Annotated in this window: 23 protein-coding genes; 7 read left to right on the forward strand and 16 right to left on the reverse strand. The window is 43.9% G+C overall.

The window, feature by feature from the left end; genetic code table 11:
• Positions 1–2: 2 nt before the first annotated feature.
• The 10 genes from atpH to mioC all read right to left on the reverse strand — a co-directional run bounded on the left by atpH (position 3) and on the right by mioC (position 8049).
• The gene (atpH, locus tag HUB64_RS00070) at positions 3–536 is read right to left on the reverse strand and encodes a F0F1 ATP synthase subunit delta (RefSeq protein ID WP_006083842.1); all 534 of its coding nucleotides are present in this window, start codon (positions 534–536) and stop codon (positions 3–5) included.
• Between the two features lie 15 nt (positions 537–551).
• Positions 552–1022 carry a F0F1 ATP synthase subunit B gene (gene atpF, locus HUB64_RS00075; RefSeq protein WP_006083841.1) on the reverse strand — a complete coding sequence of 157 codons (471 nt, stop codon included), beginning with the start codon at positions 1020–1022 and terminating at the stop codon, positions 552–554.
• Between the two features lie 37 nt (positions 1023–1059).
• Entirely contained in the window at positions 1060–1311 is a 252-nt protein-coding gene (gene atpE, locus HUB64_RS00080) for a F0F1 ATP synthase subunit C (RefSeq protein WP_006083840.1), read from the reverse strand.
• A 64-nt stretch (positions 1312–1375) separates the two neighbouring features.
• On the reverse strand, positions 1376–2170 hold the full coding sequence (gene atpB / locus HUB64_RS00085) for a F0F1 ATP synthase subunit A (RefSeq protein ID WP_105250793.1): 795 nt from the start codon (positions 2168–2170) through the stop codon (positions 1376–1378).
• Positions 2171–2182: 12 nt separating this feature from the next.
• Positions 2183–2566 carry an ATP synthase subunit I gene (locus HUB64_RS00090; RefSeq protein ID WP_105250794.1) on the reverse strand — a complete coding sequence of 128 codons (384 nt, stop codon included), beginning with the start codon at positions 2564–2566 and terminating at the stop codon, positions 2183–2185.
• A 225-nt stretch (positions 2567–2791) separates the two neighbouring features.
• Positions 2792–3670, reverse strand: a complete 879-nt coding sequence (locus HUB64_RS00095; RefSeq protein ID WP_131524523.1) for a ParB/RepB/Spo0J family partition protein — start codon at positions 3668–3670, stop codon at positions 2792–2794.
• 9 nt (positions 3671–3679) lie between these two features.
• Complete coding sequence (locus tag HUB64_RS00100) at positions 3680–4468, reverse strand: ParA family protein (protein WP_131524522.1); 789 nt, start codon at positions 4466–4468, stop codon at positions 3680–3682.
• Positions 4469–4541: 73 nt separating this feature from the next.
• Positions 4542–5162, reverse strand: a complete 621-nt coding sequence (gene rsmG, locus HUB64_RS00105; protein WP_173496098.1) for a 16S rRNA (guanine(527)-N(7))-methyltransferase RsmG — start codon at positions 5160–5162, stop codon at positions 4542–4544.
• Between the two features lie 117 nt (positions 5163–5279).
• A complete protein-coding gene (gene mnmG / locus HUB64_RS00110) occupies positions 5280–7169 on the reverse strand; it encodes a tRNA uridine-5-carboxymethylaminomethyl(34) synthesis enzyme MnmG (protein ID WP_173496099.1) in 1890 nt (629 codons plus the stop codon).
• Positions 7170–7608: 439 nt separating this feature from the next.
• The gene (mioC, locus tag HUB64_RS00115; protein WP_105250799.1) at positions 7609–8049 is read right to left on the reverse strand and encodes an FMN-binding protein MioC; all 441 of its coding nucleotides are present in this window, start codon (positions 8047–8049) and stop codon (positions 7609–7611) included.
• Between the two features lie 250 nt (positions 8050–8299).
• Between mioC and HUB64_RS00120 the strand changes: the two genes are divergently transcribed.
• Complete coding sequence (locus tag HUB64_RS00120) at positions 8300–9853, forward strand: oligopeptide:H+ symporter (RefSeq protein ID WP_173248474.1); 1554 nt, start codon at positions 8300–8302, stop codon at positions 9851–9853.
• 90 nt (positions 9854–9943) lie between these two features.
• Here the strand turns inward: HUB64_RS00120 and mnmE are convergent, their stop codons facing one another.
• The 5 genes from mnmE to rpmH form a co-directional block, all read right to left on the reverse strand.
• Positions 9944–11305: a tRNA uridine-5-carboxymethylaminomethyl(34) synthesis GTPase MnmE gene (gene mnmE, locus HUB64_RS00125; RefSeq protein ID WP_113941427.1), complete on the reverse strand. Its 1362-nt coding sequence runs from the start codon at positions 11303–11305 to the stop codon at positions 9944–9946.
• Positions 11306–11411: 106 nt separating this feature from the next.
• Positions 11412–13040 carry a membrane protein insertase YidC gene (gene yidC / locus HUB64_RS00130; RefSeq protein ID WP_105250801.1) on the reverse strand — a complete coding sequence of 543 codons (1629 nt, stop codon included), beginning with the start codon at positions 13038–13040 and terminating at the stop codon, positions 11412–11414.
• A gap of 3 nt (positions 13041–13043) precedes the next feature.
• Positions 13044–13298, reverse strand: coding sequence for a membrane protein insertion efficiency factor YidD (gene yidD, locus HUB64_RS00135; RefSeq protein WP_006083829.1), 255 nt, complete (start codon positions 13296–13298; stop codon positions 13044–13046).
• The gene (gene rnpA / locus HUB64_RS00140; RefSeq protein ID WP_105250802.1) at positions 13265–13621 is read right to left on the reverse strand and encodes a ribonuclease P protein component; all 357 of its coding nucleotides are present in this window, start codon (positions 13619–13621) and stop codon (positions 13265–13267) included. Before rnpA ends, yidD begins: the two co-directional genes overlap by 34 nt.
• Before the next feature lie 15 nt (positions 13622–13636).
• Positions 13637–13774, reverse strand: a complete 138-nt coding sequence (gene rpmH / locus HUB64_RS00145; RefSeq protein ID WP_006083827.1) for a 50S ribosomal protein L34 — start codon at positions 13772–13774, stop codon at positions 13637–13639.
• 445 nt (positions 13775–14219) lie between these two features.
• On the opposite strand from rpmH, the gene dnaA reads away from it, so the two are divergent.
• Genes dnaA through gyrB form a run of 5 tightly spaced genes read left to right on the forward strand, consistent with a single transcriptional unit; the run spans position 14220 to position 20446 of the window.
• Positions 14220–15608, forward strand: a complete 1389-nt coding sequence (gene dnaA / locus HUB64_RS00150) for a chromosomal replication initiator protein DnaA (protein ID WP_006083826.1) — start codon at positions 14220–14222, stop codon at positions 15606–15608.
• Between the two features lie 19 nt (positions 15609–15627).
• On the forward strand, positions 15628–16728 hold the full coding sequence (gene dnaN / locus HUB64_RS00155) for a DNA polymerase III subunit beta (protein ID WP_105250803.1): 1101 nt from the start codon (positions 15628–15630) through the stop codon (positions 16726–16728).
• Positions 16703–16933, forward strand: a complete 231-nt coding sequence (locus HUB64_RS00160) for a hypothetical protein (RefSeq protein ID WP_147250508.1) — start codon at positions 16703–16705, stop codon at positions 16931–16933. The genes dnaN and HUB64_RS00160 overlap by 26 nt, the downstream gene beginning before the upstream one ends.
• On the forward strand, positions 16930–18012 hold the full coding sequence (gene recF / locus HUB64_RS00165) for a DNA replication/repair protein RecF (RefSeq protein WP_105250804.1): 1083 nt from the start codon (positions 16930–16932) through the stop codon (positions 18010–18012). The genes HUB64_RS00160 and recF overlap by 4 nt, the downstream gene beginning before the upstream one ends.
• Before the next feature lie 16 nt (positions 18013–18028).
• A complete protein-coding gene (gyrB, locus tag HUB64_RS00170) occupies positions 18029–20446 on the forward strand; it encodes a DNA topoisomerase (ATP-hydrolyzing) subunit B (RefSeq protein ID WP_113941413.1) in 2418 nt (805 codons plus the stop codon).
• 111 nt (positions 20447–20557) lie between these two features.
• Here gyrB and HUB64_RS00175 read toward each other — a convergent pair whose 3' ends face one another.
• The gene (locus tag HUB64_RS00175) at positions 20558–21220 is read right to left on the reverse strand and encodes a glutathione S-transferase family protein (protein WP_173496100.1); all 663 of its coding nucleotides are present in this window, start codon (positions 21218–21220) and stop codon (positions 20558–20560) included.
• A 240-nt stretch (positions 21221–21460) separates the two neighbouring features.
• Here HUB64_RS00175 and HUB64_RS00180 point away from each other — a divergent pair, with 240 nt between their 5' ends.
• A complete protein-coding gene (locus HUB64_RS00180) occupies positions 21461–21763 on the forward strand; it encodes a cytochrome C (protein WP_173497864.1) in 303 nt (100 codons plus the stop codon).

Genomic DNA, 21763 nt, shown 5'->3' on the forward strand with positions numbered 1-21763 from the left:
AATTACGACTGCAGCTTATCAGACAGACGCGATAACTTACCGCGGACCGAGCCATCGATGACTAGGTCTCCTGTCTTAATGATTACACCGGCGATGAGCGCGGCGTCAGTGCTACAATTCAGCTTAACTTTGCGTGCGAGACGTTTCTCTAAAGAAATACTAATCTGCTGTTGTTGTTCAGAGCTCAACTCAGTTGCAGAAACCACATCGGCTTCTACTTCTTTTGCCCACTCATTACGGTATTCAGTAAATAACTGAGATACAGCAGGTAGCACCTTTAAGCGACCGTTTTCAGCCATTACCTTTATCAGGTTCTGACCTTGCACATTGACTTGCTCACCACACACACTAATAAAGAGTGCTGCGAGCTTAGTGCTGGCTAAAGAGCCAGCTAACAGTGGTTGCATGGTTTCGTTTTCACTCACCAATGCGGCAAACGTGAGCATTTCAGCCCAAGAATCCACTGCATCTTGTTCAATAGCAAAGTCAAAAGCTGCCTTTGCGTAAGGGCGAGCGATGGTGGTTAATTCAGCCATAACTCAACTCCCTTATCAAATTTCAGCGACTAGTTTATTAACTATGTCACTGTGGGCGGCTGGATCAATAGAACGCTCAAGGATCTTCTCAGCACCCATGATGGCAAGAGTAGCAACCTGCTTACGCAGATCCTCTTTGACGCGATTACGTTCAGCTTCAATTTCTGCTTTACCCTGAGCGATGATTTTAGCACGCTCAGCGTCTGCTTCGGTTTTGGCTTCTTCAACTATTTGAGCTTTACGCTTGTTAGCTTGCTCAATAATTTCATTAGCCGTTACCTTGGCTTCTTTTAGTTGGTCAGTCGCTTTCGCTTGTGCCAACTCCAGGTCTTTTACCGCACGATCAGCATCAGCTAGACCGTCAGCAATCCTTTTTTGGCGCTCTTCGATGGCATTCATCAAAGGGGGCCATACAAACTTCATGCAAAACCACACGAAGATGATAAAGGCGACCGTCTGACCGATTAGGGTAGCGTTGAAATTCACAACAGCCTCCTATTTAGAGTTAAGACAGAAGCGTTTTTTACAGCATTGCACCCAGTGGGTTGGTAAATAGCATAAATAATGCGATACCAACACCGATCATAGTTACGGCATCAAGAAGACCCGCTACGATGAACATTTTAACTTGTAGCATAGGAGCCATTTCTGGTTGACGCGCAGCGCCTTCCAAGAACTTACCGCCTAATAAGCCGAAACCGATTGCAGTACCAAGAGCACCCATACCAATCAGCAGAGCAACAGCGATAGCTGTCATGCCTAAAATCGTTTCCATCTGTATCTCCAGTATCTAAATCTATATTAGTTGATGATTTAGTTTAAAATTTCTTCAGCAATCCTTAATGATCTTCATGCGCCATGCTTAAATAAACAATGGTCAACATCATGAAGATAAACGCCTGCAGCGTGATAACCAAAATGTGGAATATTAACCAGCCCAGTTGCAGAGTCACACCTAGGGTAGATAATAACAAGTTGGTACCATACATCAGCGCAATAAGGATGAAGATCAACTCACCTGCGTACAAGTTACCAAAGAGTCGCAATGCCAATGAAATTGGCTTAGCAATCAAAGTAACAGTCTCTAATAGGAGGTTGACGGGTATCATTGCCTTATGGTTAAAGGGCTGTAGTGTCAATTCTTTAACAAACCCAGACACACCTTTGACCTTAATGCTGTAAAAAATAATCAGCACGAACACACCAATAGCTAAGCTAAAAGTAATGTTAACGTCAGTCGTCGGAACCGCTTTTAGATAGGGAATACCCATTAAACTTGCTGCGTGAGGCAGCCAATCTACAGGGATCATATCCATGAAGTTCATCATGAATACCCATACAAAAATGGTCAGAGCTAAAGGCGCGATCAGAGCATTGCGACCATGAAAACTTTCTTTCACGCTGTTATTTACGAACTCGACGATAATCTCAACAAAACATTGCAGTTTGCCAGGAACACCGGAAGTCGCTTTTTTACCAACGCTGCGGAAAATCCACAGGAACAGAACACCAAGACCAACCGAAAAGAACAACGAATCAATGTGCCATGTCCAAAAGCCTTCACCAACACTTAAGTTGGTAAGGTGATGTTGGATATAGCCCTGCGGTGTTAACGCTTCACCAGTTGCAGCCATGATTCATCCCACTTAACTTTGCTTGAAGTATAAAGGAGCTGTCCAATGCACGATTAGCGTCAGCACATAACAAACAAAAAGCGGCATAAAAGCGACCTTAAGATTGATAAACACAAACGAAAACATTGCGATGGTTAACAGCAACTTTACCGCTTCCCCCCAGTAAAAAGTCTTTATGACTTTTGCAGCTGAACTTGCTCCCGTGTGGGAGAAAGCGAGGGTTGCGAATACAAAATTAGGGAGCACAGCGATTGAACCACCTGCTAATGCAGAATAGCCAAACTGAACTCCCCACACGGCGAAAAAGAGAATTGAAGCACCCCCAGCGACCGCCGCCTGCATCATCACCAATTTATAGGCTGACCACCGGCCACGACGCGCTAAAACCTTACTCAATTCATCCTCTCCGCATTCATACTTTTTGTTTCGATGACCGGATGACAAATACCCGTATTAATGTCGATGCACAAAAAGCTTGCGAAAGTATACCTTTTCACGCCTTCATTGCAACTTTGAGATAAGGAAAAACAACACTTTTAACGTGATCTCGCGCCAAACGAGTTAAAATGTAAGATTAGCATCTGTCACAAATTTACATTAAAAACTGTTAATCTACAGACATTAATGAATTTTACTAAGAATTCCGTCTAATTCAGCCAGATTCTGATAGTTAATTACAATTTTACCCGTGCCCTTACTGCTATGAGCGATCGAAACCTTGGCACCTAATCTTTCAATTAACTGCTGCTCTAAACGACAAACATCTTGATCTTTAGTCGTAGTTTCGGCTTGTTTAGGCGGATTTAAGGTTTGATTAATTAATCGTTCAGTTTCGCGAACGGTTAATTCCTTAGCGGCCACTAATCTCGCAAGATTTGTTTGTTCTTCTCCCTCAATTGCCAACAAAGCGCGAGCATGACCCATATCAATGTCGCCATACTCGAGTAGACGCTTAACCGGCTCATTTAAGCCGTTTAAACGTAACAAGTTAGATACACTCGCTCTGGATTTTCCCACAACATCGGCAACCTGTTGGTGAGTCAGTTCAAACTCTTGCATTAAACGTTGCAATGCAATGGCTTCTTCCATGGCATTTAAGTCTTCACGCTGGATGTTTTCAATCAAAGCAATAGCAACAGCGGCTTCATCAGGTACTTGCTTTACTATGCAGGGGATTTTATTCAAGCCAGCAAGTTGCGCAGCACGCCAACGACGTTCACCCGCAATGATCTCATACATGTTATTCGTCACTTGTCTCACAACGATAGGCTGAATAATGCCTTGGTTGCGGATAGAGTGTGCCAGTTCTTCCAACGCTTCGGGGGACATGTCTTTACGAGGTTGATACTTACCTGGCTGTAATAAGTCTAAATCGAGATGGATAAGCTCTTCTTTTTTATCGACAACATCAGCTTCGTCAGTGTGCTTTTTACTGGCGGCATGACTGTTACTCAGTAGGGCATCTAACCCTTTGCCTAATCCTCTTTTTTTCAACGTCATGGTGATCCTTTACGCTTGCTTAGCCTGAGTTTGTTGTTCTGAACGACGGATCATTTCACCCGCAAGCGCTAGATACGCCTTAGCGCCAGCACTCGATTTATCGTAATACATAGCAGGCGCTCCAAAACTTGGTGCTTCTGCTAGCCTCACATTACGTGGGATAACGGTACGATAGACTTTGTCACCAAAATGTTGTTTTAGCTGATCGGACACATCATTAGACAAACGATTACGCGGATCATACATAGTACGTAAAATGCCTTCGATGCCAAGTCCAGGATTAACCATAGCAGCAAGCTTAGTGATGGTATCAATCAGCGCAGTTAAGCCTTCGAGGGCATAATATTCACACTGCATAGGCACGAGTACAGAGTCGGCCGCAGACATAGCATTTACGGTCAACATGTTCAATGAAGGAGGGCAGTCGATGAAGATATAATCATATTGATCTTTGATCGGTGCGAGCGCGTTACGCAAACGAACCTCACGGGCAAAAAACTCCATCAATTTGATTTCTGCCGCAGTGACATCGCCATTACTGGCGATCAGATCATACTTACCTGCAGTGTTTTTAATGACGATCTCGTCGAAGGATTTTTCTTCAACCAATAATTCATAGGCTGTATTAGCTACGTCATACTTATCGACACCGCTCCCCATGGTGGCATTACCTTGAGGATCGAGATCGATCAATAATACTTTACGTTTTGTTGCTGCTAACGAAGCGGCGAGGTTAACGCAAGTAGTTGTTTTTCCTACGCCACCTTTCTGGTTAGCCACGGCAATCACTTTACCCACAATATCACCCTGTATGTAAATGCTGGTTTATTGCCCTTGCTTATAAATGATTTATTTATCACTTTTAAGCCTGTTATTCTTTGATTATCTTCAATAAATGTCTTTTTTCATCGAGTTTAGGCACCTTAAGCTCGATAACTTCTTTCACCACAAATCCACTTGGAATATGTTGCATCTCTTCATCATTCAACTGGCCTTTAAGTGCATAAAACTGTCCATGTTCGGCGGGGAGATGATGGCACCAAGTCAGCATATCTTGGATTGAGGCAAATGCACGACTTAATACGCCGTCGAATTTATCCTCCGGTTGATAAGCTTCTACGCGGCTTTCAACTGAGCTGATGTTATATATGCCTAATTCAAAAGACACTTGTTTTTGAAAACGAATACGTTTACCTAAGCTATCCAATAACACAAATTGTTTATCAGGATTCATAATCGCTAATGGGATCCCAGGTAAACCCGGTCCAGTGCCTACATCGATAAAACGTTCACCTTGCAGGTGTTTTGAAACCACTAAACTGTCCATGATATGACGGATCAGCATAGCTTCAGGATCTCTCACCGATGTCAGGTTATAGGCTTTATTCCATTTGTTGAGCATGCCAACAAAATCAATTAGTTGTTTTTTTTGCTCGGCGGTTGCGGGCAAATTAATTTCGGCTAAATAAGCCTCTAACTGGGCAGATAACACTGAGCAACCTCAACAAAGATACGATTATGAACGCGAAGGCTATTATGAAGCCCGAAAACGATGAAGGGAAGCCTGAATGCTTCCCTTCTATGACCTAAGCAGCGATTAAGCTAGCTTTTACGCACTCTTACGTAATAAGCCACGCTTTTTGAGGTGAACCAACAAAATTGAAATAGCCGCAGGCGTAATACCAGAGATCCGTGAGGCTTGGCCTATGGTTTCTGGCTTATGGTTATTTAACTTAGCAATCACCTCGTTCGATAAGCCCGGTACTTCTTTGTAATCGAGCGTCAAAGGTAAACCAGTGTTCTCATTACGCACAGCTTTGTTGATCTCTTCCTGCTGACGTTGAATATAACCAGAATACTTAACTTGAATCTGAACTTGCTCGGCCGCCTGTGGATCTTCAAGCCCTGGACCAAAACCTTCGATCTGCATCAACTTGCTGTAATCCATTTCTGGACGACGCAGTAATTCTTCAAATGATGCTTCGCGAGAGATCGGCGTATTCAAATGTGGGTTTAACGCATGGATCAAAGGTGAATTTGGATGCACCCATTGAGCGCGCAAACGTTGTAACTCAAGTTCGATCGATTCTAATTTCTCACTAAATGCCGCCCAGCGAGTATCGTCAACTAAACCTAATTCGCGACCTTTTGCCGTTAAGCGAATATCAGCGTTATCTTCACGGAGTAGCAAACGGTATTCGGCACGGCTAGTAAACATACGGTACGGTTCTTTGGTACCCAGAGTCGATAAATCGTCAACTAGTACTCCAAGATACGCTTCGTCACGGCGTGGACACCAGGCTTCTTTGCCTTGCACTTGCAGCGAGGCATTCATGCCTGCTAACAAACCTTGAGCACCTGCTTCTTCATAACCTGTAGTGCCGTTTATTTGGCCAGCGAAGAATAAACCGTTGATCGCTTTCGTTTCTAATGAGTTTTTCAGATCTCTTGGATCGAAATAATCATATTCGATCGCATAACCTGGACGCATGATTTCTGCGTTTTCCATGCCTTTAATCGAACGTACTAAATTCAACTGTACATCGAAAGGTAAGCTAGTAGAGATCCCGTTAGGATAGATCTCATTGGTATTTAAACCTTCTGGTTCGATGAAGATCTGATGCGAAGATTTATCCGCAAAGCGGTGGATCTTGTCTTCAATCGATGGGCAATAACGTGGACCAATACCCTCGATGACGCCTGAATACATAGGGCTTCTGTCTAAACCACCACGAATAATTTCATGGGTTTTTTCATTGGTGTGAGTGATCCAGCAAGAAATTTGCTTTGGATGGTGACTGACATCCCCCATAAATGACATGACAGGTAACGGAAAATCACCTTTCTGTTCAGCCATTTGAGAAAAATCGATCGTGTTTGCATCGATACGTGGCGGTGTACCTGTTTTTAAACGGCCGACTCGGATCGGTAATTCACGTAATCGATTTGCTAAAGCAATCGCTGGTGGATCGCCTGCACGGCCACCGCTGTAGTTTTCTAAGCCTATATGAATTTTGCCGCTTAAGAATGTACCTGTTGTTAATACAACAGCTGGAGATTCAAAGGCTAAACCCATTTGGGTAACCACGCCAACTACTTGATGATTTTCAACAATTAAGTCATCTACGGCTTGTTGGAAAATACGTAAGTTAGGTTGGTTTTGTAATATATTTTGGATTTTTTGACGATACAGTGCACGGTCAGCTTGTGCACGTGTTGCTCGTACTGCTGGGCCTTTACTTGAATTTAAGGTTCTAAATTGGATCCCTGCATAATCGGTTGCGATTGCCATTGCACCACCTAAGGCGTCAATTTCTTTCACTAAATGGCCTTTGCCTATGCCACCGATTGCTGGATTACATGACATTTGTCCTAACGTATCGATATTGTGCGTTAGTAATAATGTTTTTGATCCCATTCTTGCTGCTGCCAACGCGGCTTCAGTTCCGGCATGACCACCACCAACAACAATAACATCAAACCGTTCATGAAAATGCATGCCACTACCTTCAATTGCTAAGAGACTCAGTACGAGCCGATCATTTTAGCATTTGCTTCGTCTTAGGTGAATGATCATTTTACGCTGTTCGATCGAGATGATCCGGACTAATAGATCTTAAGATCTTTATATAGATCTTCTTATTATGTTTACTATTAGGATCGCGCTTTTCTGTGCATAACCCAAATTCATTATATAAATCATTAATTAGCGCGATCTTGATCCTGTGATCTGATCGCGATCTAATGTCATTAAACATGGGGATAGATCGCCTACTTATCCACAAGGCGGATCATTAAGCAGATCGGACTGTGAATAGTACAGAGGTTGATCAGATCTAAATAATAGCTTATCCACATGTTTATACTTTAAATAAGTAAATTGTGGATAAATAGGATCTAAACTGTACATAGATAGGGACCTTATCCAATAAGCGATCTTAAATGTCCTGTTGCCATTGTGCTAACCATGCAAGGGCTGGGTCTTCCGGCACAGGATCAAGCTGTACATCGATCTGGATCTTATCCACAAAGGCTTTTGCATCGCAGTCTTGAATGGCCGAAATTAATTTTTCTGGGCCTTGGCAAAAGGTATCGTAACTTGAGTCACCAATTGCACATAAGGCAAAGTTTACTTGGCTGAGATCCGGTTTTTGCTCGGTAATTTCGTTGAAAAAAGGCTGAATATTATCTGGAAGATCACCAGCTCCATGAGTTGATGACACGATAATCCACAGTGCATGGGTGTCTATTTCGCACAATGTTGGGGTTAAATGAACTTGAACTTGGTGTCCTTGCTCCGTTAATTGGGCCATCATTTCGTCGGCAACATACTCTGCACTGCCCAATGTTGTACCAACGATTACTTCAATCTTTGCCATTATGATTTCTCAGTGTGTTGTTGTTTTTAAAACTAATTTCAATTAAATAGATAGCTGAATGGCTATTATTATGTTCATCATAAAGGAAATGTGGATAGGACCACAGAAGCAATACGTGATTTTTGCAGTTTTTGCATCCTTTATATAAGGTTGGTTTCGCTTACATGTTACCTTTAGCTTCTTGATACATAATTAATATATTTAAAAAGTTAATTTCATTTAAAATCAAATAATTATAATAGGATGAACCATGACAACACCCGTAAATGCGCCCCAGTGGCCACGGCAAATTCCTTACATCATAGCCAGTGAAGCTTGTGAACGTTTTAGCTTTTACGGTATGCGGAATATTCTTACCCCATTCTTGATGACAGCACTTTTGTTGTCTATTCCAGAAGAACTGCGCGGAACTATGGCTAAGGATGTGTTCCATTCCTTTGTCATTGGAGTGTATTTTTTCCCGTTACTCGGTGGTTGGATTGCCGATCGTTTTTTCGGTAAATACAATACTATCTTATGGTTAAGCTTGATTTACTGTGTTGGTCATGCGTTTCTCGCTATTTTTGAACACAGTATTCAAGGGTTTTATACGGGATTATTTTTAATTGCGCTCGGATCGGGTGGGATTAAGCCCTTGGTTTCTTCCTTTATGGGAGATCAATTTGATCAAACCAATAAAACATTGGCGCAGAAAGCGTTTGATCTGTTTTATTTTACGATTAACTTTGGCTCCTTCTTTGCCTCGTTATCGATGCCATTACTATTGAAATATTATGGTGCTGCGGTCGCATTTGGGATCCCTGGTGTCTTAATGTTTATTGCAACGGTGTTCTTCTGGTTAGGCCGCAAACGTTATGTGCATATGCCACCCGAACCGAAAAATCCCCATGGTTTTTTACCTGTTATTCGTACCGCATTACTCACTAAAATCGCAGGTCAAGCCAACATAGGTTTAGTGTTAGCTTTAGTTGGGATAATTTCTGCAGCGTATGCCTTAGTGAATATTCCAACCTTAGGTATCGTTGCTGGTTTGTGTTGTGCGTTAGTGCTAGTGATGGGATTTGTTGGCGCAGGGGCTTCATTGCAACTCGAACGCGCTAGGGGGATCCATCCGGATATCGCCGTTGATGGGGTACGCTCAGTACTACGGATCTTAATCTTATTTGCGTTAGTGACTCCTTTTTGGTCTTTGTTCGATCAGAAAGCGTCCACATGGATACTGCAAGCAAATGATATGTCTAAACCGGATTGGTTTGAACCCGCCATGATGCAAGCTTTAAACCCATTATTAGTTATGTTATTGATCCCATTTAATAACTTTGTGTTATATCCGGCGATTGAGCGCATGGGGATAAAGTTAACTGCTTTGCGTAAAATGGGGGCTGGGATTGCCATCACGGGCGTGAGTTGGATAGTCGTTGGTAGCATTCAATTGGTGATGGATGGCGGCTCGGTATTATCAATATTTTGGCAGATTGTGCCCTATGCTTTGCTCACCTTTGGTGAAGTATTAGTCTCTGCCACTGGGCTAGAGTTTGCCTACAGCCAAGCGCCTAAAGCCATGAAAGGCACTATTATGAGTTTTTGGACCTTATCGGTGACCGTCGGTAACTTATGGGTGCTACTAGCGAACGTCAGTGTGAAAAGTCCGGCAGTGACGGAACAAATTGCCCAGACGGGGATTAGCATTACCGCATTTCAGATGTTTTTCTTTGCTGGTTTTGCCATCTTGGCGGCATTGATGTTTGCGCTTTATGCAAGATCCTATCAAATGCAAGATCATTACCGCCACGTCGAATCATGAGTTAGTCGATGAGTGGAAATATTCAGTTGTAGATAAAAAATCAGCCCATATTGTATGGGCTGATTTATATGGAAATAATATTAAGGTTAGTTATTTTCCGATACAGAAAGAGCTAAAAATTTTGCCTAGTAAATCGTCAGAAGTGAAGCGGCCAGTGATTTCTGATAATGCTAATTGGCACATGCGTAACTCTTCTGCCAGCAGTTCTCCTGCTAGATACACTTCTAATTGTTCTTTACCTAATTGCAGATGGCTTGCGGCGAGTTCAAGGGCTTCTAAGTGACGACGCCGAGCGATAAAGCCACCTTCGAGGTTACTCTGGTAGCCCATGAGTGATTTTAAATGCAGCTTTAACTGTTCAACACCTAAGCCTGTTTTCGCCGAGATCCGGTAAACACTATAACCTTGTTCCTCTGTCATCATTAAGTCTTCGCCAGTGAGATCGGCTTTATTGCGGATCACTGTCACACCTAAATTTGAGGGCAGGCGATCGACAAAGTCAGGCCAAATATCATGGGGATTAACGGCGGCTGTGGTGGTGCCATCAACCATAAATAACACCCGATCGGCACTGTTTATTTCATTCCAAGCGCGTTCTATACCAATTTGTTCAACGGTATCTGTCGTATCACGTAGGCCTGCGGTATCGATAATGTGCAGTGGCATGCCATCTAAGTGGATGTGCTCGCGTAATACATCCCGTGTTGTACCAGCAATTTCGGTAACAATAGCCGATTCTTTACCGGCTAAGGCGTTTAATAAGCTGGATTTTCCGGCGTTAGGACGACCCGCAATCACGACTTTCATGCCTTCGCGGATGATAGAACCTTGTTTAGCACTGGCTTGCACTAGGTCGAGTTTGTCGATGATTTTATAGAGTGCATTGGCAATTTTGCCATCACTTAAAAAGTCGACTTCTTCATCGGGGAAATCAATCGCAGCTTCTACATATAAACGTAGGTTAGTGACTTGATCCACCAGCTCATGGACTTCCTTAGAAAATTCACCCTGGAGTGATTGCAGCGCACTTTTAGCCGCTTGCTCACTGGTGGCATCGATAAGATCGGCAATCGCTTCGGCTTGGGTTAAGTCTAGCTTGTCGTTCATAAAGGCTTGTTCGCTGAACTCACCGGGTTTGGCGATACGAATGCCACCGACTTCCATTACACGTTTGATCAGCATGTCTAGAACGATTTGGCCGCCGTGGCCTTGAAGTTCCAATACATCTTCGCCAGTAAAGGAATTGGGGCCTTTAAAAAACAGCGCTATGCCTTGGTCGATTACTTGGCCTGTTGCACTTTTAAAGTCGCAATAATCGGCATATCTTGTTTTAGGAAGATGACCTAATACGGCCATAGCGACATCACTGGCCTTGTTGCCTGAAATTCGGATGATGCCAACGCCGCCACGTCCAGGCGCGGTGGCTTGAGCCACGATAGTGTCAGTTGTCACGGAAATACCCACCAAACTAATATCTACCAAATCATGTAAAGGAAAAGGCGGCTAATTAAGCCGCCTTTAGTATTATTTTCACTTTATGCTTTGCTAAAGGTAGGGCTTATTTTAAGCCTTTTTTCTCAAGACCTGCATAAATAATCTTCTGCTGCGTGATGGCAACTATGTTACCTACTAACCAGTACAGTACTAGACCTGATGGGAACCACAGGAAGAATACGGTAAAGATTACTGGCATCCATTGCATCATTTTCACTTGCATTGGATCCATTGTCGGCGCAATTGGTTGCATCTTCTGCATTACAAACATAGAGACGCCCATCAGCAGCGGCAGTATGTAGTAAGGATCTTGTACCGATAAATCGTGGATCCACAGCATAAATGGTGCATGACGTAATTCGAAGCTTTCTAGCAATACCCAGTATAAGGCAATGAAGATTGGCATCTGTAAAATAATAGGTAAACAGCCACCCATAGGGTTAACTTTTTCTTTCTTATACAGTTCCATCATGGCTTGACCCATCTTTTGACGGTCATCACCAAAGCGTTCTTTCAAATCTGTCAGCTTAGGTTGCAGGTTACGCATCTTAGCCATTGAGGTGTACTGCGCTTTTGTCAGCGGGAACAGTAAACCACGAACGGTTAATGTGATCAGAATAATTGCCACACCCCAGTTACCGACGAATGATTGATAGAACATCAATAGCCAGTGAATAGGAACTGCTAACCACCATAAGAAACCGTAATCGACCACGAGATTTAAGGTTTCAGAAATCGCTGACAGTGCCGCTTGATCCTTAGGACCAACATAGAACTGTGAGCTAATTTCTTGGCTGGCACCAGGTGCAATATCGTATACCGCGCCGCGGAAACCAATATTAGCTAAACCGCCAGCACTGACACTAGAAAAAATAGTGTTGCTGTCAGTTGCGGGTGGCACCCAAGCTGAAACGAAATAGTGTTGTAACATGGCTGCCCAACCGCCTAAAGTGGCTTGGTTCAGGTTACTTTTGGCCATGTCGTCAAAGTTGTATTTTTCATAGCGCACATCATTCGTTGAGAACGCACCACCACGATAGGTAGGCATCATCATGCTGCTTTCAGATGGCTTGATCGTTTGTTTAATCTGACCGTACATCTGAACTTGCAGTGGTGCTGCTGAAGTGTTGTTGATTTTATAGTCAACATCTATGTTGAACTTACCGCGATGGAATACGAACACTTTAGTGTAAGTCACACCATTGTCAGCGATATAAGTTAACGGTACTTCTAAGGTATCTTGGCCTTCGGCTAAGGTATATTCAGTTGCCGTTGTGCTAAATGCGGCACGGCCTTTTGCGCTGCTATCGATACCATCGCGACCAATTAGGCCGCTTTGAGCGATATAAGTGAAATCATTCGTTTGCTCAAGCAATACGAATGGTTGATCTTTCTCTAGTTCTTTTTTGTGCGAAACTAACGCAGCAAAAACGATGTCACCACCCACTGGATTGATCTGAATGTCTAACTGATCTGTTTTTACCGTAATCAGTTTGCTGTTTGCAGTAACTGCTGCAGCAGGAACACCTGTATCAGCTTCTGGAACATCGGCACTGTGCGAGCTTGCCGCGTTCGCCACTAAGGACGATTCGGTTGCAACGGGTTTAGGAGCTTTGTCTGCTTGCCACTGTTGCCACAGCAAAAAGCTGACAAACAGTAGTCCTATGAGCAATATATTGCGTTGAGATTCCATAGCCTATTTATTACACCTATCATTTTTAGGGGGGACGGGATCACTACCGCCGGGATGTAAAGGGTGACATTTTAATATGCGTTTCAATGCAAACCAACAACCTTTCGCGGTTCCATGCACTTTTATTGCTTCAATAGCGTAGTGAGAGCAGGTGGGATTGAAACGGCATCGAGGGCCCAGTATAGGGCTTATGAATACTTGATAGCCACGAATTAACGTGGTCGCTAGCCATTGTAGCGGCGACTGAGTTTGCGCCATAGCTTTTCTATCAATTTGTTGATTTCAGCGTTTTCCATTTCCATCACGCCATTTCTGACAAGCACAACAATATCAAGATGAGGAATGTCGTGTTGATTCAAGCGAAAACTATCTCTGATCACGCGCTTAATACGGTTACGTTGATTGGCGCGTTTTACATAGCGTTTAGCAACAGTAAGGCCCATACGCGGATGTTGTTCCGTGTTAGGAATAGCGAGCAAGGTAATTTCAGCAGAAGATGCTTTGATGGGATTGGAAAATACAGATTTAAATTGCGCGGGAGTTAACAAACGTAACTCCCGCGAAAAGGTATAGCTAGTCAACTAGTTACCCACTTATTAAGCAGATAAACGAGCGCGACCTTTCGCACGACGACGTGCAAGCACCTTACGGCCGCCTACAGTAGCCATACGAGCGCGGAAGCCGTGAGAACGCTTGCGCTTCAGGTTGCTAGGTTGAAAAGTACGTTTACTCATGATGGCAATCCGTCTTTGTTATTAGTGAACATATCCTTATCTCTAGGATAGAGGTAAGGGCAAAAAAGAGGCCGAATTGTAATCACAATACTTAGTCACGTCAACAACGAAAGTAAGTAAGTGCTTTATTTCTGCCAGCGTATCCTTAGATCAACCCCCAGAATACACCATAAGATGTGGATAACTCTGTGTACGGACACTACATGTAGTAGTGCAGGGGATCTTCGAGCCGATCGAAGGGGCGCCATTATAGATCAATGTGGATCGCTTAATAAAGCAGGATTTGCGGTTAGTGCTGAATAAAAGGATCGTTTTGGATCTTTGATGATCGAGGATATCCACATAGAATGATCTCGCTGGGGATAAATATTTTTTAAGGATAGCGATCCTTGAGATCTCGCTATAGAATACATCTCTTTTTTGATGATCTTTTGGGGATAACTAAGTGGCTGTTTCACTTTGGCAACAATGTATCGGACGACTGCAAGATGAGCTTTCTGCTCAGCAGTTCAGTATGTGGATCAGACCGTTACAAGCCGAAATGGATGGAGATACTCTGGTGCTTTATGCGCCCAACCGCTTCGTGCTTGATTGGGTCAGAGATAAGTACATCAATATCATTAATCAGTTCTTTACTGAGCAAATGGGTAGCGACGCGCCTAAATTGCGTTTCGATATAGGTAGTCGTCCTTCGGCGAAAAAGCCTAGTGTTCCAGCACCGATTGCGCCAACTCGTGTAGCGAATACCCAAACTAAAGCGACGGTAGGCACGACGTTTAATGTCCAAGCCGAGCCTATGGCGAACGCGAATCACCGCAGTAACATTAATCCGAGCTACCAGTTTGATAACTTCGTAGAAGGTAAGTCTAACCAATTAGGTAAGGCTGCGGCGTTACAAGTGGCTGAAAATCCGGGTGGTGCTTATAACCCACTATTTTTATATGGCGGAACAGGTCTAGGTAAGACTCACTTGTTGCACGCTGTCGGTAACGGGATCATTAAAAATAATCCTAATGCCAAAGTGGTTTACATGCATTCCGAGCGTTTTGTCCAGGACATGGTTAAAGCGCTGCAAAACAACGCGATCGAAGAATTTAAACGTTATTACCGTAGCGTCGATGCCTTGTTTATCGATGATATTCAATTTTTTGCCAATAAAGACAGATCCCAAGAAGAATTCTTCCATACCTTCAATGCGTTGCTTGAAGGAAATCACCAAATTATTTTGACTTCAGATCGTTATCCAAAAGAGATCGACGGTGTTGAAGACAGATTGAAATCGCGTTTCGGTTGGGGTTTAACTGTGGCAATTGAGCCACCAGAGTTAGAAACCCGCGTAGCGATTTTGATGCGTAAAGCTCAAGAGAGCGGCATTAACTTGCCCGATGAAGTGGCTTTCTTTATTGCTAAGCGTTTACGTTCAAACGTACGCGAGCTAGAAGGGGCATTAAACCGCGTTATCGCCAACGCTAACTTCACGGGTCGGCCAATTACTATTGATTTTGTTCGTGAAGCCTTACGTGACCTCTTGGCACTTCAAGAAAAATTAGTCACTATAGACAATATTCAGAAAACCGTAGCTGAATACTACAAGATCAAGATGGCTGATATGTTGTCTAAGCGTCGTTCACGCAGTGTCGCGCGCCCAAGGCAAGTTGCAATGGCGTTATCCAAAGAATTAACTAACCAAAGCTTGCCGGAAATTGGTGATGCTTTTGGTGGTCGAGATCACACCACAGTGTTGCATGCCTGTCGTAAGATTGCTCAGCTACGGGAAGAGAGCCACGACATTAAAGAAGATTATGCTAATTTGATTAGAACCTTATCTTCTTAAAACAAGGAATTTGGACACGATGAAATTCTCAATTGATAGGGATGCCCTATTAAAGCCGTTGCAATTGGTGTGTGGTGCGGTAGAAAGACGCCATAACTTGCCCATTTTGTCTAACCTCCTTGTAGAAGTAAGTGGTCACTCACTTAAGCTGACTGGTACAGATTTAGAAGTCGAACTCGTGGGCCAAGCAGTGGTTCACGGTGATATCGAAGAAGGTCGTACTACGGTTCCGGCGAAGAAACTGCTCGATATTGTTAAGTCTTTGCCAGAACAAAGCGAACTGAAAGTCGAACAACAAGATAATAAATGGTTGCTGCGTTCAGGTCGTAGCCGTTTTTCCTTAGCGACTTTGCCCGCAGAAGAATACCCCAACGTTGAAGCCTTCCAAGCTGAGATTGAATTTAGCTTGAAGCAGGGCGTGTTGAAGTCAATTATCGACTCGACGCAGTTTTCAATGGCTAACCAAGATGTACGCTATTACCTCAACGGTTTATTGTTTGAAACTGAAGGTAATGTGTTGCGTGCGATAGCGACCGACGGCCATCGTTTAGCCTTAAGTCATCGTACGATTGAAGCACAATTACCGGAAAAACAAGTCATTGTGCCTCGTAAAGGCGTAATTGAAATGGCGCGCTTATTGGAGTCTGACGATCTCGATATCACCATTGCTATTGGTGATAATGCTATTCGTGCCACCACGGCTAACACAGTATTTACCAGTAAATTAGTCGATGGTCGCTTCCCTGATTATCGCCGTGTATTGCCAAAGGGCGGTGATAAAATTGTGATTGCGAGTCGTAATCACCTGAAGCAAGCGCTGACGCGGGCTTCTATTTTATCCAATGAAAAATTCCGTGGTGTGCGTATTCAACTCGAAAATGGTCTGCTCAAGATCACCGCTAATAACCCTGAACAGGAAGAAGCGGAAGAAATCATCGATGTGGAATACAACAATCAGGCCTTAGAAATTGGTTTTAACGTCAGTTACTTACTGGACGTGCTCAACAACCTTAAGTCCGATGATGTGCGTATCACGCTCATTGATGGTAACTCCAGCGCCCTAATCGAAAACCATTTGGAAGAAGATTCCATGTATGTGGTTATGCCGATGCGCTTATAAACCATCGATTTTTACGTTACCCGTGTCTGTACCTCTGTCTTTGATGTCTATGCCGCTTAACGGCGGCACAGTGTTTAATGCACAGCATTGGCCATTCCTTCACTCATTTACTGATAGTCTTAGCCTGTGGCAGCGATTGAGTTGCTCGTTAAGTGCTATGAATCCTTGCCTACGCCGTTTACGCGGCTTAATGAGTAATGCATGAGCCTGACCCGTCTCAATATCGAAGCGTTTCGCAACATTCAGTCCGCACAGTTAATCCCAGCACCTGGGATTAACGTGATTTATGGTCAAAATGGCAGCGGAAAAACCAGTATTTTAGAAGCCATTTATTTCCTCGGTATGGGGCGCTCGTTTCGCAGTCATTTATCCCAACGAGTGATTAATCACGATGACGATAAGTTAACGCTATTTGCGACTTTAAATTTAGCGCGCGGTGACAGTAAAATTGGTTTACGCCGATTTCGCAATGGTGAGACGGAAGTGAAAATCGACGGCGAAAAAGTCAAACGTCTGTCGACCTTAGCCGAAGCTTTACCTATTCAAGTGATCACACCTGAAAGCTTTTCTTTACTGTTTGAAGGCCCAAAATCCCGTCGACAATTTATCGATTGGGGCGCATTTCATGCTGACCCACAGTTTTATGGCGCTTGGACGAATGTTCGTCGCGTTCTTAAACAAAGAAATCAATTACTTAGAAACGGTTCAGCTTACAGTCATATTCAATTTTGGGACCAAGAGTTTGTGCGCTATGCCGAGCAGGTCACCGAAATACGAAACCATTATGTAGACTCGTTAAATGAGCTACTTAAGGGTATAATCGGGGAGTTTTTACCGAGTGTAGATGTGAAGGTTTCATTTACGCGCGGCTGGGATAGTAAAACGGATTTTGCAGAACTACTCGAAAACCAATATTCCAGAGATTTGGCCACAGGTCATACCGTCAGCGGTCCCCATAAAGCTGACCTTAGACTTCGTGTAGGCACTTTGCCGGCGCAGGATGCCCTGTCCCGTGGTCAATTGAAATTATTAGTCTGTGCACTGCGTATTGCACAGGGAAAGTTGCTCAAACAACAAATAGATAAAAACAGTATTTATCTTGTGGACGATCTTCCGTCCGAGTTGGATGCACAGCATAGGCAGCTATTGCTTAAGCAGTTAACGGATACCGGAGCACAAGTTTTTGTGACCGCCATTGATCCTGCTGCAATAGTCGATTCGTTACACACGCCTCCCAGTAGGATGTTTCATGTGGAACAGGGACGTGTAACGGTAATTGAATAACCATTGAGAGAATAATATGTCAGAGAATAGTTACGATTCTTCGAGTATTAAGGTCCTTAAGGGCCTTGATGCAGTACGTAAGAGACCTGGGATGTATATTGGTGACACCGACGACGGTACGGGTCTACATCATATGGTGTTCGAAGTAGTCGATAACTCTATCGATGAAGCCTTAGCCGGCCACTGTAGCGATATTACGATTACTATCCATGTAGATGGTTCGGTTTCTGTTAAGGATGACGGCCGTGGTATTCCGGTCTCTATCCATGAGGAAGAAGGCGTATCGGCGGCAGAAGTTATTATGACGGTATTGCATGCCGGCGGTAAGTTCGACGATAACTCCTATAAAGTGTCTGGCGGTCTCCACGGCGTGGGTGTATCGGTTGTAAACGCTTTATCTAAAAAGCTGCAAATGACCATTCGTCGTGCTGGCAAAGTATACGAGCAGTTTTATACTCACGGTGTGCCTGATGCGCCGATCAAAGAGATTGGTGATGCAACCAAAACCGGTACCGAAATCCGTTTTTGGCCAAGTGAAGATACCTTCAGCGATGTTGAATTTCACTTTGAAATTCTGGCAAAGCGTGTGCGTGAACTGTCTTTCCTTAACTCAGGCGTGGGTATTCGTCTGGTTGATGAACGCGACAATAAAAATGAATTTTTCAAATACGAAGGCGGTATTAGCGCATTCGTCGATTACCTGAACCGTAATAAAACGCCAGTCAACAAAGATGTATTCCACTTTATGCAAGAGCGTGAAGATGGCATTACCGTTGAAGTGGCTATGCAGTGGAATGACGGTTATCAAGAAAATATTTTCTGTTTTACCAACAACATCCCACAGCGTGATGGTGGTACTCACTTAGTCGGTTTCCGTAGTGCGTTGACACGTAACCTCAACAGCTACATGGAAAACGAAGGCTATAACAAGAAAGGCAAAACCAGCGCGACTGGCGACGATGCCCGTGAAGGTTTGACAGCTGTTATCTCTGTTAAAGTGCCAGATCCTAAGTTCAGCTCGCAAACCAAAGACAAACTGGTTTCTAGTGAAGTGAAAACCGCGGTTGAACAAACCATGGGTGAGAAGCTGAACGATTATCTGCTGGAAAACCCAGCCGATGCGAAGTTGATCGTCGGTAAGATTGTTGATGCTGCCCGTGCCCGTGAAGCGGCGCGTAAAGCCCGTGAAATGACCCGTCGTAAAGGCGCACTCGATTTAGGTGGTTTGCCAGGTAAGCTGGCCGATTGCCAAGAAAAAGATCCTGGTCTTTCAGAAATTTACATAGTGGAAGGTGACTCTGCTGGCGGTAGCGCTAAGCAGGGACGTAACCGTAAGAATCAAGCGATTTTGCCACTGAAAGGTAAAATTCTAAACGTTGAGAAAGCACGCTTCGATAAGATGTTGTCTTCTCAAGAAGTGGCCACACTGATCACGGCGCTCGGCTGTGGTATTGGTCGCGACGAATATAACCCTGATAAAACCCGTTACCACAACATCATCATCATGACGGATGCTGACGTCGACGGCTCGCACATTCGTACTTTGCTGTTGACCTTCTTCTTCCGTCAAATGCCTGAATTGATTGAACGTGGTTATGTGTATATTGCTCAGCCACCACTATTTAAAGTGAAAAAGGGCAAGCAAGAACAGTATTTGAAAGATGAGCCTGCATTGACTCAATACCTCACGACTCAAGCATTGGATGGCACTGTTGTGTATCCAACGCAAGGTGCGATTGGTATGTCAGGTGAGCCGTTAGAGCGTTTGGTGACTCAGTATCGTGAAGTGGAAGCCATTGTTGCTCGTTTAGAGCAGCGCTATCCAACGCACATTACTAACCGTATGCTTTACCATCCAATGATCACCAACGAGATGTTGGCCGATGAAGGCAAGATGAAAGAGTGGATCGATGCCTTTATCCATGAGCTGGTGGAAATGGAAAACAGCGGTGTACTGTATTCTGCTGAGCCGATTCTCGATCCTGAGCGTAAAGTGTATCTGCCTAAGATCACCATTCGTAAACACGGTATCGATACTAACTATCTGTTTACTTATGACTTCTTCCAATCAAGCGATTATCAACGTATCGGTAAGTTAGGTGCGGCGTTAGATGGCATGATTGAAGAAGGCGGCTATGTACAACGCGGCGATCGTGTTAAAGAAGTCGGCAGCTTCCTTGAAGCGCTAGATTGGACGATTTCTGAAGCCAAACGCGGCTTATACATTCAACGTTATAAAGGATTGGGTGAGATGAACCCTGAGCAATTGTGGGAAACTACAATGGATCCTGAATCACGCCGTATGTTGCAAGTCACGATTGATGATGCCGTGGGTGCCGATCAGTTGTTCACTTGTTTGATGGGTGATCAAGTTGAACCTCGTCGTGAATTCATCGAAGCGAACGCATTGAACGTGGCTAACTTAGACGTTTAATGCTAGATGTATAATATTAGACGTGTAATGCGTGTTAAGTGACACGCGTTAGTACTTGAATGATTAAGGGAAAGCCAAGGCTTTCCCTTTTTATCTCTATGATTTATCTTTTTATCGATCAATACCCGCTTCATCCGCTGCAACAATTTCAATCTCTGCTTTAGCCGCATTAATCCACGCCTGCATTTCCGGACAGCTGATCACATGCTGCATATAGGCACGGCTTGCCTGCGAGACTTCAATATCGTAGGTAAGAAAACGCATAACCACAGGGGCAAACATCATGTCGGCAATCGACCATTGGCCAAATAACCAAGTACCTTCGGAATTTGATGGGGCAAACTCGGCCATCTGTGCAGACCAAATCGCATCGATGCGCTCAATGTCTTTGCTGACCGCATCAGTGAGCTCAACATAGCGCCTCGCGCGTATGTTCATTGGTAGAGCGTTACGCACGGCATTAAAGCCTGAATGCATTTCACTGGCAATCGATCTAGCCTTGGCTTTTTGTTTAGGATCTTGCGGCCATGCGCTACCTGCAAGATAGGTGTCGTTGAGGTATTCACAAATTGATAGTGAATCCCATACCCTAATGTCACCATCGACTAATGTCGGTACTTTTAAAGTCGGCGAAATGGCTTCGAGTTGCTGATAGAAGCTGTCGGTATCGAGTTGCAGTAATACTTCGTTGAACGGTACGCCAGATTTTGCGGCCATAAACCAAGCCCGCAGTGACCAGCTAGAGTAGTTTTTATTGCCAATATAAAGATCCATTGTTTGTCCTTGAGTGAAATGCCGAGTGTTTCTGCAAAGCTACTATATGGACTCATTTCACCTATGACTAATGAATATTTTACCCTTTCTACATCCGCTAATACGCGTCATTTCTCTTGAGCTTACGAGTCACTTTTATTGAATTTAAACGACTCACAGCATTGAGATAATTTAACCATATCTTAATTACTTTGTTCGATGGATTCTGTCGAGATGAAGGCTAATTGGCGAGATAAATGGATGTGGCAGCGAGTGATTTACCCCATAAGTGCACTGATTTTTATGCTATCGGCGGTGGCAAACGCCGATGAGGCAAATAAGTTATTGAATATGTGTAAGGCCTGTCATGGCGAGTCCGGTGTGAGTCGTTTTGAGCATATTCCTAACATCGTATGGCAAAACTCAGAATACCTATTGAAGCAACTGCGAGCCTTTAAGGCGGGGGAGCGCCAAGATCCCACTATGACTAAAGTCGCCCAACTCTTGACTGAGGCTGATATGCAGCTGATGACGGATTACTTTTACCTCGGAAAGGATAAATAA

It is taken from the genome of Shewanella sp. ISTPL2, from assembly GCF_013283205.1.
Lineage (GTDB): Bacteria > Pseudomonadota > Gammaproteobacteria > Enterobacterales > Shewanellaceae > Shewanella > Shewanella oncorhynchi.